The sequence below is a fragment of the Streptomyces sp. NPDC059567 genome, from assembly GCF_042735655.1.
Taxonomy (GTDB): domain Bacteria; phylum Actinomycetota; class Actinomycetes; order Streptomycetales; family Streptomycetaceae; genus Streptomyces.
On sequence record NZ_JBHWBS010000068.1, the window covers coordinates 25,938 to 41,411 of the forward strand.

Sequence of the window (15,474 nt, forward strand, 5' to 3'; positions counted from 1 at the left end):
TCTGGGCGTGTTGTTGTGTTGTGTGTTGGTTGCCCCCGGTGGGTGTGGTTGGGGTGGTGGGGGGGGTGGCGTGGTGTGGTTGTTGGGGGTGCCGCCCCCCCCCCCCCGACCCTGTAAGTTGGTGATCTCCGGCTGGCGCAAGCCCCGGAGTCCCTGAAGGCGTACGCCCGTGACGAACCTCGATCAGCCCCGCGCACGACTTCGCCTCGATGCCGCCCTGGACGGCATGGCCGTCACCTTCCGCGGGATGACCGCCCACCCCGACGAGTCCAACTGCGAATGTCACTGGGGCAGCGCGGAAGAACTCGCGCAGCTGAAGGTGCCGGACGCGGAGCTGGACCTCGATCTCCTGCGGCGCACATGGCAGGCCATCGACTGGAGCGATCACGCATCCGTGCTGCGGCGGATCCTGCCCCAGCTCGCCTCGGCCCTCGTCAGCGGCCTCGTCGAGCCCGTCTTCGGCCTGGAGGATGTCGGGCGTTCTTTCGCTGTCGGCCACTGGCAGCAGTGGCCTGCCGAGCAGGCCGCCGCAGTGGAGGAGTTCCTGCAGGCCTGGTGGGCGCACACGCTCACCGATCAGGATCCCGCCGTGCCTGCGTGTGACCTCCTCGTCCTGATGGCCGAGGCGACGGGCACGCTGAGACCGTGGCTCAGTACCTGGGAAGCGCTCAGAGACCCCGTTGCCGACCGACACCTGGCTGAAGCGGCAGCGCACTGGGAGTACGACCTGCTCGGTGACCAACTTCCCTGGCATGCTTGGGAGAACGAGGAGGAGATGCGCGCCGAGCTCACTGCCTGGCTCGTCCGCCACGCACCTGCCCGACTTCGTGCCCATGGCGCATCCGAGGATCTGCTTCACCGGATACGGCTGCTCGGCGTCACCGGACTCGACCGCTGGGAGGACCCGCACTGGCCCGGCCACCGCTACTGATCCAACCACCGAACCGCGCGATGCTCGTCCCCACCTGCCAGGCACGTGGGCCCAAGTCCGAGGCCAGTTGCGATTGCCACAGCTGCGAACCCGCAGCGCGGGCTGATGCTCCGAGTGATACCACGTCCCCGTCGATGACCGATTCGTTGATCACGCACGGCCCCGTGGGTGGGTGTCCCCACAGCTGAGGAATGACGAACACGTGCAGATCGCGGACGCCTTCTTCCCCGACGAAGCGTGAGAGACCGGAGTAGGGCGCCCCGTGGGTACTGCCCATCAGCTGCCAGCAGGTTGCGGAACACCTTCTCTGCGGAGCCCAAGTCTCGTTGTCACGTTCAGCGTGTGAGTGTGTCGTCGTGTATGTGCCGATGGTCGGTCATCAGGCCTCCGGGTGTGTAGAAGCTGAGGTTCAGGCGGGCGCCGGGTTGCGCGAGGGGTTCGGCGAGGCAGGTCGTGAGCGTGCCGGGTCCGTGGATGGTGTGGTGGAGGGGCAGTTCGGAGCCGTCGATGTAGGGGACGGGGGCGGAGGCGTGGTCGCGGTAGAGCTTTCCGGCCACGGGGTCGGTCAGGACGTCGTACTCGAGGCGGGCGAGTGCGGCGTTGTCCGGGCGCAGCTCCACGCTGTGTTTCAAGGGAGGCATCAGGGCCGGCGCCCAGTGAGTTTCCCAGTGGAGCAGGACCTCGGTGCGGGCCTCGGGGTCGAGGAGCATCCAGCGCATGATGTTGGCCGGGGCTTGTCCGCGCGGGAAGAGGCAGCGGAAGTCGTCGTTGTGAACGACGACGTTCCATTCGGCGTCGCTGATGTATGCCAATGCGCCGGCGATCTGGTCGATGGCTCGCTGCCACACCCTGGCGATGGACGTCCCTGAGGTGTCGTACAGGGCGTGAGGAGGGTTCTCCTTGCGGGTGATCAGCCACAGGAACGCCCACTCCTGCTCGCCCAGCCGCAGCGTCCTGGCGACCGCGGTGAGGAGATCGGCGCTGGGGCTGGCGAGTTGACCGTTCTCGAAACGGTTGTACGTGCCCGGGGTGCGCGTGAGCAGCTCGTCCATCTGCTCCTGACTCAGACCGGCGGCCCGTCGGCCGGGGCCAGGCAGTCGTTTGGGAAATCCCATGGTCACCGGGTCGATCGCGGCTCGGCGCGCCTGAAGGATCTTCTTGAGGCGGCCTCGGTCACTGGGCGTGGGCTTCATCGGGCACCTCTCGCTCGGGCTGTGCCCGGCGTCCGGCGTCCGACGGGCGACGTAATTATCTGCACTCTTACACCCTGTAAATGATGATCACGCAGCGCAAGACTCTCGTCTCGGAAACCACGGCAGTTCCCGACGCACCGGGAGCCGGGACAGTGGCGGTCAGGTGTCTGCCTTGCCCTGCGACGACACGGCCTCAAACCAGATGCCGCTTGCCGGAACAGCACGTCGCATGCCGCCACTGCCTGAGATCCATGTACCGAACCGAACTCACCAAGGAGGAGACCCATGCGGTTCAAGCGAATCGGCGCAACGATCACTGCAACGCTCGCCGTCGTGACGGGTGGCGCCCTGGCCAACGCCGCCCCCGCCGCCGCTGTCGGCGGCTGCGAGTCCGGCAAGCTCTGCCTCTACCGCAGTACCGAGTACCGCACGATGTCTTTCGAGGCCAGTAGCACCGGCGCATGCTTCTGGCTCGAGGACTATGGCCTGACGGCCCCGTGGAACGGCATCAACTCTTACGTCAACAACCTGCCGGTCAAGGCGACGCTCTACAATCGCGGCTCCGCGTCGATGTGGTACCCCGTGGCCACCATCCGTGCCGGCGGCTTCAGCAGCGACACCGGAGCAGTCACGACGGATGGCTCCTGGTTCCGGTACTCGGAGAAGATCTGCACGGGTACCGCCCAGCCGTGATTCCGGGTACGGCCTGCGCGTAAGCGGCCAACGACGGGCGGTCGAGGAACCGCAGAGCGAATCCCAGGGCATGAGTGCGACCCTCGCGACCGGTCGCACTCATGCCTGGCGGTACTGCGGTGAACGGAGCTTCCGCCGACCTGGTCGGCCGGCTGTTGGGCGGCCTGCTGCTCGACATCACCGGCTGGAGAGCCGGGAGATCGCCATCGGAGTCGCGCTGATGGCCGGGCTTGCGCAGCTCGGAGTCGGCGGACGAGCACGGTACGAACTGCGGCCCCCGCGAGCGGCGGCGCTGGGGCCGCACCGTCGACACGTCCTCACCCGCACTGGGCGCATCGGCGCGCGGATGGACCAGGTAGGAGCTGTGAATACGCCGTGACCAGCTTCCGTAACCCGCGCAAGGCCAGCCGCCCAGATCCGGGCCTCGATCGCGTCAAACTACGGGAGATGTAAGTGAACAGGTTTCGCAGAAGCAAGCAAGTAGCTGTGGGGATAGCCGCAGCCGCAGCGATCGCGTCGGCCTCCCCCGCTTCGGCGGCTTCCGGGGTGTTCGACTACCCGGTCGACCCGGCCAGCGCACCCGACGTCTACCGGGACATCCCCGGTACGGACATCACGTTCGATGCGGCGGCGGGGGAGAAGTCGTACCTGTGGTCACGGAATCTGACCACGAGCAGCCTCGATGCGCTCTCAGCTGGCGACAACATCGGGCTCACCTTCGCGATCCGCTGCCAGTACGCGGACGGTTCTCAGTTCACGCACGGCACGGAAGCGGGAGCGTACTGGGCGGCGAATCTGGTGCCGCCCGGGGAGAAGACCCTGACGCCGGGCCTGCGCTGGGTGTTCACCGCGCCCAGTACGGGCCGCTTTACCTGCCGCCTGTCGGTGGTCTCCTACTCCAGCATCATCACGAACGGGCGCCAGGTCACCATGCGGATCCCGGAGGGCGCCGAACTCGCCCGCCTCTCCGTCCCCGACCGCGGCACGTTGGACGCTGCCCGCCCCGAGTACGGTCACTGTCCCCAGCGGCTCGACCGCGGCCACTCTCGGCTACACCTACACGCCCGCAGCGACGGGCGAGCAGATCACCGTGGTCCAGGACGCGAACCTGACCACCTGCATCGTCGACTCCCGGATCTGTTCCGGGGGAACGGCCGCCTACAAGTACACGAAGGCCGACACCTGGATCGAGGCCCAGCCGCAGGCGCCGGACGGAGCACCGTGTGGAGGCCCGATCAAGGGCCCGCCGGCCCACTGGAACATCACCGACGCCCGCCACCACCAGACGGCCACCAACACCCTCAAGCTCACCAAGTCCCAGCTCGGCGGCTGCACCCAGATCCGCACCACCCTCAAGGTCAGGAACGTCGAGGGCAACCCTGTCAAAATCCACGCCGGCCACAGCAGCGGACAGATCGCTGCCACCCACGGACTCGCCTACACCTTGTGAGTGCGGCAAGCGCCTCGGGCCTCCCGGACGCGCCGCCGCGGCGTGGTGTTCGGGAGGCCCGAGGGCCTGGCTGTCTTCCGGATGACGCCTTCGGACGGTCCAGCGCGGTGTGCCCATGCCGCTTCATGTACGCGAGATTTACGGTCAGTTCACCCGCCCCCGGCTGATCGGCTCGCGCGCCGCTCCCAGTCGGCGATGTGGGGCAGGGCCTCGCTCAAGGCCGCTATGCCCCCGTCCCGGCAGATCCAGAGAACCCTGCCCCTCGAGGCCAGCGCCATGCCATCCAGCTCGACTACCTCGCACGTCACGGTGTTCTCTTGCATGCCACGGCGTGCTTCATGGGGCCGTCCCGAGGCATGGGAGATTGCGTGGCGAGTCGTATGATCAGCGGCGTGATTCGTCCTGTGTCAGGTCGCCCCACATGGAGGCACCTGGTCTCTGCTCTGGCGCTCGTAGGGTTGATAACGAGCTGCTGGTACGCGACGCAGCCGGTCTATTCGGACTGCGTGTACTTCGGCGACTACTCCATTGAAGAAGCAGTCGAGTCTGGCCAATGCGATCCCCCTCAGATGAGATGGGAGACGTGGATGCTCTCGTCGTCTGTCAGTGGATCTGAGCAGGTGCCGGAGTCCTGATCTGCAACTCCGCAGGTTGCCTGGGTGGGTTCGGGGTGCTGTCGTTCGGTCAACTCGGTCCGTTGACGTGGGCTCCCTCGGGTTAGCGGGTGGGCTGCGCAGGGCAACATGCGATGAGCAGCAGTACCACTCCCGCACCCGCTGACACGACGCTCAGTGCCTGGAGCTCGGTCACCGGGCAGCAGGCCCAGGCGGAGTTCGCCCGCGCGCGACGACGGGCCTGATCCCGCCCCGGGACGAGCCTGAAGACGGGGTCCGGCCGCCCCGCTCATCCCGCTCGGCCGCCCGGGTATGGCTGTGGGAGGCGACGGGGTGTTCAGCGGTCAGACGGTGACGGTCCGGAGACGCCCTGGCGGATCTCGTCCAGTGAGTCCTGGAGTAGGGCTTTGGCGCGAGTGAACCAGTCCGTCAGTACGGCGATTTCGTCCGGGCTGTAGTCGGCGAAGAGCATCCCCAGGCGCTCGTAGAAGGGGCCGTAGGCCTGAAGGATGCGCTCCAATGCGGACTCCTCCATGACCACCCGAACCCTTCGGCGATCCTGCGGGTCCGCCTGGCGGCGGATGTACTGGGCCTTCTCGAGGCGGTTGAGGACGCCGGTCACCGCACCAGTGGTCAGCCGTGCCCGGTCGGCGAGGTCGCCGGCCACCAGGGATTCGCCGGCCGTGGCGGCTTCGACGAGGAAGCCGAGGCAGGTCAGATCCGTGACGTTGAGGCCAAGCAGGCGTGCGATGTCCTGCTGCCCGAACTGCGCGGTCGCGATCATCCGGTCCATCGCGTACAGCGCCTGCTCGGCTGTCGCCGCCGGTCGTACCTTGCCCTGCACGGCATATCCCCTTAGCATCTAAGTAAATTATCTTGCGAGGTAAGATGATCCTGATGGGTGAGCCACGGCTCACCGCTCCAGCATCGCATTCCCAGAGGAGGCGACCGTGAGCGCGCACGGAGGCTACGACTTGGGCCACACGGCCGCCGGCTGGACAGGCACCGCCATAGCCACTGTCGGTTGCTCGGCGATGGGCGTGGCGTTCGCCGCCCGCTCGACCATGGGACTGGGCCTGGTGGAGCCGTGGTTGCCCTCGCCGCTCTCACCACATGGTTCCTCCACCTGGCAGGGTGGGGCAAAGCCAGCGGACCGCGACCAGTTGATGAGCAGCCCTGGCGTGTCCGAGACGCAGCGGCACGGCGGGGCCATCCCGACTGCCTTGGCTGCCGGTTGGCGGGACGCAACCCCGCTGAGGTCCCCGCCGTCGCGATCGCGCCCACGCCCGCGGAACAACCGTCGTAGTCAGGCTCTACCTCGATGCAGGTGAACTGATGACACTCTTTGAGATTGGTTCTGACCGCAGTTCCGTGAATTGGCCATCTGATCACTCAGGGTAGAGGGCCGCGATTCGAGGTAGCCGGGCCGCGACTCTGCTGTCGTCGCCGAAGTCGAAGTTCCAGGCCGGATCGAGGAGAGGATAGTTGATCGTGAAGGCGTCGCTTGGGAGTTCTGCACCGGTTGCGCTCTCGTAGGCATCCCAGGCGATACACAGTGTTTGCTCGCCTTCCAGACAGGTTCCCTTGACCGCTGCCACACGGACAGCGGGCAGATCGGCGAGAAGATCGGCGTCTGTGACGACCCGTTCGAAGGCTGCCTTGCCTTGGGCGATCAGCCAGCCGCGGAAGTAGTCGAAGCCGTCGTCGGAGCACCCACCGTTGATGAGGTAGGCCGCGGCCCAGAGCGGTGCCCGATAGGAAGCGGCCATCAGGTCCCACAGGATCTGCTGGGCGGCAAGGATCTGCTGGGGCTCGTGGGTTGCCAGCAGTGCGGTGACCTGATTGGCGATGTCGTTGGCATCCGATGGATCGGTGACTTGGCAGCGAGCCTGTTCAACCAAGTGCCAGAATTCTTCGATGTCCATGAGGGCACACCATGCCACCACGGTCGGACAACCTAACCGGCCTCGATGGGCCGACCGGGCTGGACAAGCCGTGATCGGCTCCCGAGAGCGTCAGGCGCATCCGACTCGCTGCAAGAATTTGAGTCCGTAGGCGGGTGGAGCGGGTACGCCACGATTACTGCGTCCTGATGCGTGGCGCCATGCAGCCGCAGGAGGGCGCCTATTCGCCCCTGTGCCCGTTCGACCCGGATCCCTCCCATGGTCTTGAGCGGCGCGGGCCCCTGCCGAGAGTTGGGCAGGGGTCCGCGGTGCAGAGAGCTGCGGAGAGCCGGTGCCTGTCCCTGGAGGGCGGCATCCTGGCCGGTACCGCTCACCTACCGCTGCAGGCCTGATGGCCCGGCCTCACTTCAGGTGCCGGTCGAAGAACCGGTTCCCGTCCTCCACCTCGAACCACGGGGTGCCGGTGTGTCCGCCCAGATTGGCGTGCAGCGTCTTCTCCGTGGCGCCGAAGGCGTCGAACAGGTCCAGGGCTCGTTGCCGGGGGTTCCCTTCGTCGTCCCATTGCAGCAGGAATAGCAGCGGAATGTTGACCTGCCGGGCCTCCTCGCGCTGGGCGCGCGGCACATAACCCCCGGCGAAGAAGCCGGCGGCCGCGATGCGCGGCTCGACCACCGCAAGGCGGATGCCGACGGCGGTCCACCCCGAGTACCCGACCGGGCCGCTGATCTCGGGCAGCGCAAGAAGGGCGTCCAGGGTGGTCCGCCATTCCGGGACCGCCTTTTCGACCAGAGGGCCGATGAAGGACTCGAAGATCTCGTCGACCGGCTCGCCGGCCTGCATCGCCCGGCGGAAGTCGGCGCGAGCCTGCTCGTCGGCGGCGGAACGGGTCCGGTCGCCGCACCCTGAAGCGTCGATGGTGGCCACCGCGTAGCCGTACGCCGCAGAGCTCCGGGCCCGGGCCACCAGCCGGGCTGCCCCCTTGGGCAGGCCGTTGTTGTGGGCCATCAAGATCAGCGGGAGCGGTGTGGCGGATTCGGGCGTCCACAGGGTGCCGCGGATCTCGCCGAGGGCGAGTTCGCGTTCGAGGACGCCGTCGTCCAGGCGCTGTTCGGAAGTGAAATGCATGGTCGTGCCTTTCGGGAGTGCTCGTGAACGGCGCTCCCGGACGACCTGCCTATCGTCCGACCGTGACCCCGGAGGGGAGCACCCATGTCGATACTGCGTTCACGGGTACCACCTCCTCGTTCTTTCGCACGGCCTCCGGAAACGTAGCAGTGCCGCCGTGGTCCGCAAAGCAGATTCTTTGCGGAGTCTCCGTGGCCGGACGCCACGGAGGCACTACACAGATCGACTTGGGGTCTCGTCGCGGCTTCCCGAGCGGAGGCTCTGCGACGGTGGGACGGGTGTCAGCCTTCGACGGCCGGGCGTGCGCGGCGAGCTCCGTTCAGTACGGAGTCGAGCAGGCCGGGGAACAACGCGTCCAGGTCGTCACGGCGCAGCCGCACCAGCCGGGAGCGACCCTTGACGGTCGTCCAGGTGACACCCGCCTCGCGCAGCACACGGTAGTGGTGGGACAGCGTCGTCTGATGCACGTCCAGGTCCCCGCCGATGGCGTTGCAGCTCTCCTCGCCGGTCACAGCGAGCCGTTGGACGATCTCCAGGCGCACCGGATCGGCCAGCGCACGCAGCACCTCCACCATCCGGATCGACTCGGTCGCCGGCTGGGACACCTCACGCATCGCTTCCCTCCGTTCGCGCCACGACCAGAGCCTATCCACTGATTGATACATGGACAAGCATCCATGTACTGCTTACAGTGCGGATCACCTACCTATGCGGCACCCCCGAAGGGCGGAACGATCCTTGTTGAAACGACTCCTTCCCCTGGCCCTGGCGACGTTCGCCGTCGGTACCGACGGCTACGTCATCGCGGGCCTGCTCCCCTCCATCGCTGCCGACCTGGCAGTGTCCACCCCGGCGGCCGGTCAGCTAGTGACGGTCTTCGCCTTGACGCTCGCGTTGTCGGCGCCAGTGATGGGGGCCCTCACCAGCGGCCTGGATCGGCGGTCGGCATTGCTGATCGCATTAGGCGTGTTCGTGATCGGGAACGTCGTCACCGCCTTGGGTGCCAGCTACGAAGTGGTGATGGCCGCCCGGATCGTTACCGCCCTGGGAGCGGGCATCATCACCTCCGCTGCGTCCAGCACCGCCGCGGCAATCGCTCCGCCGGAACGCCGTGGCCGGGCCCTGGCCTTCGTGTTGGGCGGCCTGACCTTGGCGACCGCGCTGGGACTGCCGCTCGGCACGCTGATCGGCCGCACCGACTGGCACATCACCCTGTGGGCCGTCGCCGGGATCGGCCTGCTGGCGATCGTCGGCGTCACCGTCGGCCTCCCCACGGTGACGCTCCCCGCCGCCTCGCTGCCCGACCGCCTGCGTCCGCTCAAGCAGGGCCGCGTACTGGCACTGCTGGCAGTCACCTCCCTCGCTTTCCTCGGCGCCTACACCCTCTACACCTGCATCGCCCCGGCCCTGAGCGACGCCACCGGCGGCAACGAGTCGCTACTGACCTGGATCCTGCTGGCCTGGGGCGTCGGCACCCTGGCCGGGAACATCACCGCCGGACGGCTCATCGACCGGTACGACTCCGCCCGCGTCCTCACCGGCTTCCTCGCCCTCGCGACGCTCGCCCTGGCACTGACTCCGCTGGCGACACGCGCCTTCGTGCCCACCCTGGTGTGGGCGGCGGTCTGGGGCATGAGCGTCGGCGTCATCGTCGTCCCGCAGCAGCACCGGCTCATCTCCCTCAGCCCCGCAGCCGCGCCGGTCCTGCTCGGCCTCAACTCCTCCGCGCTCTACCTCGGCGTCGCTCTCGGCGGCGGCTTCGGGGGGCTGGCACAGGAGTGGTTCGGGCTCGCCCCGGCCGAACTTGGGCTGGTGGCTGCCGGCGTCACTGCCCTCACCCTCCTAGGGCACCTGGGAACCATGCGTCGCCCCGCTGCGCCCACCCCCGTGACGCCGGCGCCGACCTCGGCCAGCCCAGAGAAGTCCAAGGCGTGACTGGTCCCCCTTACAGTGTTCCCGGGGTCGATACCGGGTCCGGGGACACATCGTTCCATACCGGCAGCCTCAACATCTGGAAAGCGCTGCAGAGGCGCCCCGGGGCAGGCTGGGGACTCAGACAGCCTGGCCGAGGCCGGCGGTGGCCAGATCCTGCTCCTGTAGCGGGGTGAGGTGGCAGCTGCTGGCTTCATGTCGGGTGGTTGCTCGTTGGCACCAGCTACTCCTGCGAGTTGACCGGGGTTGGCGGTGCCGCGCAGCAGGTGAAGCGCGGCTGTTTACGCCCATGGATCGGTGCAACCTCGGCCCCTAGACGGTGGTTGAGATGGGCAGTCCCAGTCCGCCCAGTCCGATGGCCGCCTATTCTCGTGACCATGACCATCCAGCCTCCGGAGCCCTCTCCGCGCCATGATCCATCGGGAGAGCTCCGCGCCTCTCACGACGACCGGGAAGCAGTGGTGGAGCAGCTGCGCGATGCGGTAGCCGAGGGGCGAATCGATCTCGATGAGCTGGATTCGCGCTTGGAGCAGGCGCTGAAGTCCAAGACTCACGCCGAGTTGGCCGCCCTGACCGCCGACTTGCCGAGGCTGAGTGCCTCTGAGAGCCAGCCGCCGCTGGTGCTCAAGGGCGGCATGTACGGCGCGTCTCGAGGCCCCGGGCGCTGGGAGGTTCCCGGACATGTGATCGCCCACGGAGGCGTGGGGGGTGTGAGCGTCGACTTCACCCGGGTTGAGTGCCGCCTCACGCAGGTCACAGTGGAGGCGTACGGGGAGACATCGGGTGTCACGATTGTGATCCCGGACGGCTGGGCCGCAGACACCAGCGGCATGGATCCCGGCTCCGGCGGCCTGAAGAACGAGACCACTCCCGCCCGGCTCCCGGGAACTCCGCTGATCCGGCTCACCGGGTCCGGCGGCAGGGGAGGGGTAGTCATCCGCCACCCCAACCGCCGGGAACGGCGCAAGCTGGACAGCAACCCGACGCAGGGCTAGGACGCGTGCCGAGGTGTTGACCAGGAACTGAAACGATCTTGCAGCGGCTCTTGGTGATCTGACCGACGACCAATGGGTGTGACTGGTGCGGCTGTTGCTGCCGATTGTGACGATGTGGCGACCGCCGTCTGTGGCTTCAGCCTGGCTGACATACATCTCGAACTGCGGCCGCAGCCGCGTGGGAAACGGGCCGTACCTGCCGATTGGCAGGTACGGCCCGATGAATTCCCATCGCACGGCCGTCAGTTGCGCTCGCGTCATGCAAGACGATCCATCGGATCAGGGCCACGACGAGGGTCCATCGCCGTGATCGAGGACGATTCGACGCGTGCGCTGGTGCCTGGAACGCTCCCAGCTCGGCATGAGCGGCACCAGCGCCAGTGCGCCGCCAGCCAGAAACAGGAGCAGTCCGCCCGTACTGCGGGCGTAGATCTTGAACAGCACGCGGCCCCACACCAGATCCGTGGAAGCTCTCCCGGGTCTCTGCGGGTCGTAGGCGAGCGGGGGCTGCGGTCCGCGGAACTTGCTCCGGTGGTTGTGCTCGACGCCGTCGGCGTCGGTGTACTTGTACCATGCGGCCCTGCCCGTGGTCCTGAAGTCGAGCCTGGCGACCACAGTGATCCCGCGCTTCCTCAGCGGGATCTGGAGCCGTGCTTCCTCCGCAGCGAAGAGCAGCGTGAGCACGCCGCTGGAGAACGGGACCGCACCGCCGATCACGAACATCAGTTCCGGCCCACGGGTGACGCCTGACCAGATCGCGTACCCGAGATACGTGAGAACAAGGGGGCCGAGGATCGTCAGTGACACGTAGTCCGTCAGCCTCGACTTGTCCTTCCCCTCCTCATCTTGTGGCTGTTCAAGAGAGGTGACGGTGACCCGGGCACTTCCGCCCGGGTCCCGCTGCTCGGGCAGAGCGGCGGTCAGTGCGGTGACGAAGGCGGTGGCGGCGGTCGCGTTGGCGCCGTCCACCCGATGCACGATCCCGTCGGTCAACACGATCTCGACGTCCCGACCACCTGACTGTCGCCGAACTCGCCTGCCGGGAGGGCGACTGGAGGCCACCCTCTGAAACGTCAGTGCGGGGTCACGAGCGTTCGTACGCTGTGAAGGGGGGTGGCGGTGGTACGTAGTTGCTCAGGCCGGCGCCGATGAGCAGGCCCTTGTACTCGAAGATCTTGTCCGGGGAGACGCTGTCGTTGAAGCTGCGGACGTCGCGCTCCTTGCCGGTGGCAGCGTCGAGGACGTGCAGTTTTTGTTCGCGATCGCCGATGTCGCGCTGGTCTTGCGATCACCATGACCCTGCCGTCCTGGAGGTTCAGGCCGACACCAGGGGAGTCCGTCGAGGCCGGTCTTCCAGACCTGCTGGCCGCCATGTCTGCCGCGTGAAGCTGCTGAAGAGAAGCATGTACGGACGCGCATCTCTCTCACTCCTGCGTGCCCGTGCCCTCACTCCGCCCTAACGGCGATTCAACCCCGACGGGTGGCCACGATCGCGACGCTGGCCCACACGCTCATCCCGGCGAAGACCACGGCCGCTGCGAGCCCTGTCCATCGATACACATCCTCGCCGAGGTGCGCGAGCCCGGAGGCGATCCCTTCGCCGGGAGTGTTGTAGTCCCCGTCGTTGGTGCGGCCTTTGCAATCATGGCTGGAGAAGAGGAGCCAGGCGACTCCGCGCAGCATCCCGAGAATGATGAGAAGGACCATCCCGGTCATCACCGGCGGTAGCAGTGTCCGACCTGTTGCATGCGAGAAAGAGTCCACGGGCCGACGGTTCCACTCCGGTGCCTCGCGTGCCTGAGTACGCGTACTCAGGCACGAGGGTGCCCGCCCCGACCGGACGGCATTCTGATCGCGTTCTGCACCGAACTGCGGACAGAGCTTTCTTCACCGAGCACAACCTGCCGCCGCCCCTCGACGCTCTGTCCGGTGAGGACGGATCCGGCCATCGCCCAGGAGTGGCTGACCTCCTGGACCGAAACCCCCAGCGCGGAAGGCCTGGCCATCAAAGGCCTCGGCCAGAAGTACCTGCCGGGCGTCTGCGGATGGCTCGAGGTACGCAGGCGTCAGTGACCGAGGCCATCGTCGGTGGCTTCACCGGCACCCCCTCGCGTCCGCAGCTGCTCGTCCCAGACCCTGCAGACCGCCCTCACCATCGACGGCGACCCGTGGGCGATGACGGCTGCCGGTAAGTCCAGCAGCAACACCAACTTCGGCAGCCAGGACGACGAGGGGACCGACTTCTACTGGGACAACCCGAGGCGACAGTTACATGGTGTTGTGACTGAGCGCTTCAGATGGCGGGCCTCGCCGACTGGACAGCTTGCTGTGAGCCGGTACCGCGCCCCCGTGCCGGGCCCCGTCCTGTGGATTTGACATGGACGGGCCGCTCGCGGCTGACGTATCTTCCCTCAGCGCGCTCTTCCGTGGGCGATTCCGTTTCCGTGTCTGTGGGGGGCCACCGTCATGTCCGCATCCAGCGATCTCCGTCCGCGTCCCTTGCTGCCCAACCGGGTGCCGCGGTCGCCGCGCGTCCTCCTGGCCGGAGTATCGACGCTGCTCACCGCTGTCGCCTTCAGCGACCTGTTCGCCGTCTACGCCGGCGTCCGGGCGTACACGCTGATTGACGAGGACCGGGGCTTCGCTCTTGCCTCCGAGCAGGAGCTGGACGGCGCCGACGCGCTGTACCAGCGGGCGGGGCAGTTCCAGAGCGTCGCGTTCCTCGTCTGCGCGGTCGTCTTCATCGTCTGGTTCTACTGGATGCGCCGGGACGGCGGCGTGCTGGGGCCGGACCGGTTCCGCAACGGTCCCGGCTGGGCGATCGGATCCTGGTTCATCCCGCTGGCGAACTTCTGGATGCCCTACCGGGTCGCCGTCGACATGTGGGGGGCCAGCATGCGGCTGCCGGCCGACGGTGAGCCGTACAAGGTCTCTTTCTGGCCGGTGAACTTGTGGTGGGGCCTGTTCGTCAGCACGACCTTGTTCAGCCGGTACGCCTGGCAGTGCTACCAGGGGGCCGTAGTCGCCGGCGAGGTCCGGGACGCCGTGCTCCTGGTGATGGCAGCCGACATCCTGGACATCGCCGCGGCGGCGGCCGCGGCGCACTTCGCCGTCCGGCTGACGGCCATGCAGTGGCGGAAGGCGACCGAGGGGCCGTACGGCTCGGCCTGAGCCGGTCCAGCGTAGATCCCAACCCTGCTGTGACTGAGCGCTTCAGCTGGCGAGGACCGTCAGGTGAATCGCTCAGTCACAGGGTCCTGCGCCATCGGCCGTTGAGCGTGTGCGATCGAGTCTGGCCGCCGGGCCGAGCGCTCGCCGGAGGCCCGGCCGACGCCGGGGCGGCGAAAGGGGTGGCGCGCGGGGCCGACGGAACCGGGTAACGTCTTTGTCATGTTCTTCCAGACGCCGATTTACGAGTGAGAGCGTGACGGGCCCGCTGACGTCCTTCGACGTCGCCGCCCGTCCCCCACCGATGAATCCGTAGATCACTTCACATCATTACCGGGAGAACCCGTGACCGACAGCAAGAACATCAACAACCCCGTGGGCCAGGGCGGCGGCCAGCGCAAGAGGCTGTCCCGCGCCGAACGGCAGAACAACGGTCCGCACCGCAACCTCGACCGCCAGAATGCAGCGGACAAGAAGGCAGAGCTGGTGCGCAAGATGCGCGAGAAGGCACGCGCAGCTGAGGACGCCGCGCAAGCGAGCGACGACACCGCACAGAGCTGACGCACCGCCGCTGCAGGGCAGCACCGCTCGGGGCAGGGCCCGGACCCGCGACGCGCGGTCCGGGCCCTGCTGGTCGCCCGGGAAGCTCCGCGCCCTGCTTCCTTGCTCCGCGCTGCCCGCCTCCTCAGCCTTGGCCTCCGCGCCGTCGGTGCCCGGACCGGCCCGAAGCCAGCCTCGACGCACAAACGGCAAAGAGAGTTGGCGTGAACATGACCTTAACTTATGGCGTGAATTGGCGGCACGGATTCGGCCGCGAGAGCTGTGTAATGGCGCGATCCGGCTCCAAGGGGGGCCTGAATCCGGGAGTCTTCATGAGTTGGCACAGACTGCGCATCAAGCTGGGCGCATGCACGGTGGGGGCACTGACCGCCGCCCTCCTCGCCGTGAGCACCACCCCGGCCGCGGCGAGCGGAACGTACAGCGGCCTGGCCTATGTGTATGGGACCGGCGTCTACACCAACGACTGGGGCGACGAAGGCGTCACGGACATCAACACGAACGCCTCTTCCAACGCTACTTGCCTGTGGCAGATGATCCTTTGGGCAAACGGCTACCTGGCCTCGGACATCGACGGCGTCTTCGGAACCAACACCAAGAACGCGACCGCGAAGTACCAGGATGACACCGACTACCTGACAGTCGACGGAAGCGCCGGCAAGGCGACCTGGAGCTACGCGGCCGACTGGCAGATTGCGTACGTGTCGGGCAGTGAAGCCGCTGGCCAGACGTTGAATCTGCGATACGACGGTACGGTCAACCGCTTCAACCTGAGGCGCCTCGGGGACGGCAACTACGAGTTCGTCGACAGTCATGGCAACTGGCGGAAGGCCGGCTACAACTACCGGACCTGCTGACTCCTGCCGTCACCGGCGCGCCCAGGGCCTGCTTCCCGGAAGGGAGGCAGGCCC

General features: G+C 67.3%; 16 protein-coding genes and 1 pseudogene. 10 read left to right on the forward strand and 7 right to left on the reverse strand.

The window, feature by feature from the left end; all coding sequences use genetic code 11:
• The first annotated feature begins 226 nt into the window (after positions 1-226).
• Complete coding sequence (locus ACFVZW_RS25780; RefSeq protein WP_384525653.1) at positions 227-931, forward strand: hypothetical protein; 705 nt, start codon at positions 227-229, stop codon at positions 929-931.
• A 335-nt stretch (positions 932-1,266) separates the two neighbouring features.
• Here ACFVZW_RS25780 and ACFVZW_RS25785 read toward each other — a convergent pair whose 3' ends face one another.
• Positions 1,267-2,124 carry a helix-turn-helix domain-containing protein gene (locus tag ACFVZW_RS25785; protein ID WP_384525614.1) on the reverse strand — a complete coding sequence of 286 codons (858 nt, stop codon included), beginning with the start codon at positions 2,122-2,124 and terminating at the stop codon, positions 1,267-1,269.
• Positions 2,125-2,409: 285 nt separating this feature from the next.
• Between ACFVZW_RS25785 and ACFVZW_RS25790 the strand changes: the two genes are divergently transcribed.
• Together ACFVZW_RS25790 and ACFVZW_RS25795 are read left to right on the forward strand one after the other, a co-directional pair.
• Positions 2,410-2,817: a peptidase inhibitor family I36 protein gene (locus tag ACFVZW_RS25790; protein ID WP_384525617.1), complete on the forward strand. Its 408-nt coding sequence runs from the start codon at positions 2,410-2,412 to the stop codon at positions 2,815-2,817.
• Positions 2,818-3,907: 1,090 nt separating this feature from the next.
• The gene (locus tag ACFVZW_RS25795) at positions 3,908-4,267 is read left to right on the forward strand and encodes a hypothetical protein (RefSeq protein WP_384525620.1); all 360 of its coding nucleotides are present in this window, start codon (positions 3,908-3,910) and stop codon (positions 4,265-4,267) included.
• Between the two features lie 951 nt (positions 4,268-5,218).
• On the opposite strand, the gene ACFVZW_RS25800 is transcribed toward ACFVZW_RS25795, so the two are convergent.
• The gene (locus ACFVZW_RS25800) at positions 5,219-5,725 is read right to left on the reverse strand and encodes a MarR family transcriptional regulator (protein ID WP_384525623.1); all 507 of its coding nucleotides are present in this window, start codon (positions 5,723-5,725) and stop codon (positions 5,219-5,221) included.
• 106 nt (positions 5,726-5,831) lie between these two features.
• Here ACFVZW_RS25800 and ACFVZW_RS25805 point away from each other — a divergent pair.
• Positions 5,832-6,187: pseudogene (locus ACFVZW_RS25805) on the forward strand (HGxxPAAW family protein).
• Between the two features lie 82 nt (positions 6,188-6,269).
• Here the strand turns inward: ACFVZW_RS25805 and ACFVZW_RS25810 are convergent.
• The 3 genes from ACFVZW_RS25810 to ACFVZW_RS25820 all read right to left on the reverse strand — a co-directional run bounded on the left by ACFVZW_RS25810 (position 6,270) and on the right by ACFVZW_RS25820 (position 8,524).
• The gene (locus ACFVZW_RS25810; RefSeq protein ID WP_384525626.1) at positions 6,270-6,806 is read right to left on the reverse strand and encodes a DUF4240 domain-containing protein; all 537 of its coding nucleotides are present in this window, start codon (positions 6,804-6,806) and stop codon (positions 6,270-6,272) included.
• Positions 6,807-7,187: 381 nt separating this feature from the next.
• Positions 7,188-7,910 (reverse strand): dienelactone hydrolase family protein, encoded by a 723-nt coding sequence (locus tag ACFVZW_RS25815; protein WP_384525629.1) that lies wholly within the window; start codon positions 7,908-7,910, stop codon positions 7,188-7,190.
• Between the two features lie 281 nt (positions 7,911-8,191).
• On the reverse strand, positions 8,192-8,524 hold the full coding sequence (locus ACFVZW_RS25820; RefSeq protein ID WP_384525632.1) for an ArsR/SmtB family transcription factor: 333 nt from the start codon (positions 8,522-8,524) through the stop codon (positions 8,192-8,194).
• Between the two features lie 124 nt (positions 8,525-8,648).
• Here ACFVZW_RS25820 and ACFVZW_RS25825 point away from each other — a divergent pair, with 124 nt between their 5' ends.
• Both ACFVZW_RS25825 and ACFVZW_RS25830 read left to right on the forward strand, forming a co-directional pair.
• Positions 8,649-9,845, forward strand: coding sequence for an MFS transporter (locus ACFVZW_RS25825; protein ID WP_384525635.1), 1,197 nt, complete (start codon positions 8,649-8,651; stop codon positions 9,843-9,845).
• 374 nt (positions 9,846-10,219) lie between these two features.
• Positions 10,220-10,837 carry a DUF1707 domain-containing protein gene (locus ACFVZW_RS25830; RefSeq protein ID WP_384525637.1) on the forward strand — a complete coding sequence of 206 codons (618 nt, stop codon included), beginning with the start codon at positions 10,220-10,222 and terminating at the stop codon, positions 10,835-10,837.
• A 279-nt stretch (positions 10,838-11,116) separates the two neighbouring features.
• Here the strand turns inward: ACFVZW_RS25830 and ACFVZW_RS25835 are convergent, their stop codons facing one another.
• Both ACFVZW_RS25835 and ACFVZW_RS25840 read right to left on the reverse strand, forming a co-directional pair.
• Positions 11,117-11,833, reverse strand: coding sequence for a hypothetical protein (locus tag ACFVZW_RS25835; RefSeq protein WP_384525640.1), 717 nt, complete (start codon positions 11,831-11,833; stop codon positions 11,117-11,119).
• Between the two features lie 471 nt (positions 11,834-12,304).
• On the reverse strand, positions 12,305-12,553 hold the full coding sequence (locus tag ACFVZW_RS25840) for a hypothetical protein (protein ID WP_384525642.1): 249 nt from the start codon (positions 12,551-12,553) through the stop codon (positions 12,305-12,307).
• Between the two features lie 213 nt (positions 12,554-12,766).
• Between ACFVZW_RS25840 and ACFVZW_RS25845 the strand changes: the two genes are divergently transcribed.
• The 4 genes from ACFVZW_RS25845 (at position 12,767) to ACFVZW_RS25860 (ending at position 15,420) form a co-directional block, all read left to right on the forward strand.
• The gene (locus ACFVZW_RS25845; RefSeq protein ID WP_384525645.1) at positions 12,767-12,910 is read left to right on the forward strand and encodes a hypothetical protein; all 144 of its coding nucleotides are present in this window, start codon (positions 12,767-12,769) and stop codon (positions 12,908-12,910) included.
• A 393-nt stretch (positions 12,911-13,303) separates the two neighbouring features.
• The gene (locus ACFVZW_RS25850; RefSeq protein ID WP_384525648.1) at positions 13,304-14,008 is read left to right on the forward strand and encodes a DUF4328 domain-containing protein; all 705 of its coding nucleotides are present in this window, start codon (positions 13,304-13,306) and stop codon (positions 14,006-14,008) included.
• A gap of 342 nt (positions 14,009-14,350) precedes the next feature.
• Positions 14,351-14,566: a DUF6243 family protein gene (locus tag ACFVZW_RS25855; RefSeq protein ID WP_384525650.1), complete on the forward strand. Its 216-nt coding sequence runs from the start codon at positions 14,351-14,353 to the stop codon at positions 14,564-14,566.
• A 209-nt stretch (positions 14,567-14,775) separates the two neighbouring features.
• Entirely contained in the window at positions 14,776-15,420 is a 645-nt protein-coding gene (locus tag ACFVZW_RS25860; RefSeq protein WP_384525656.1) for a peptidoglycan-binding protein, read from the forward strand.
• The last annotated feature ends 54 nt before the right edge of the window (positions 15,421-15,474 follow it).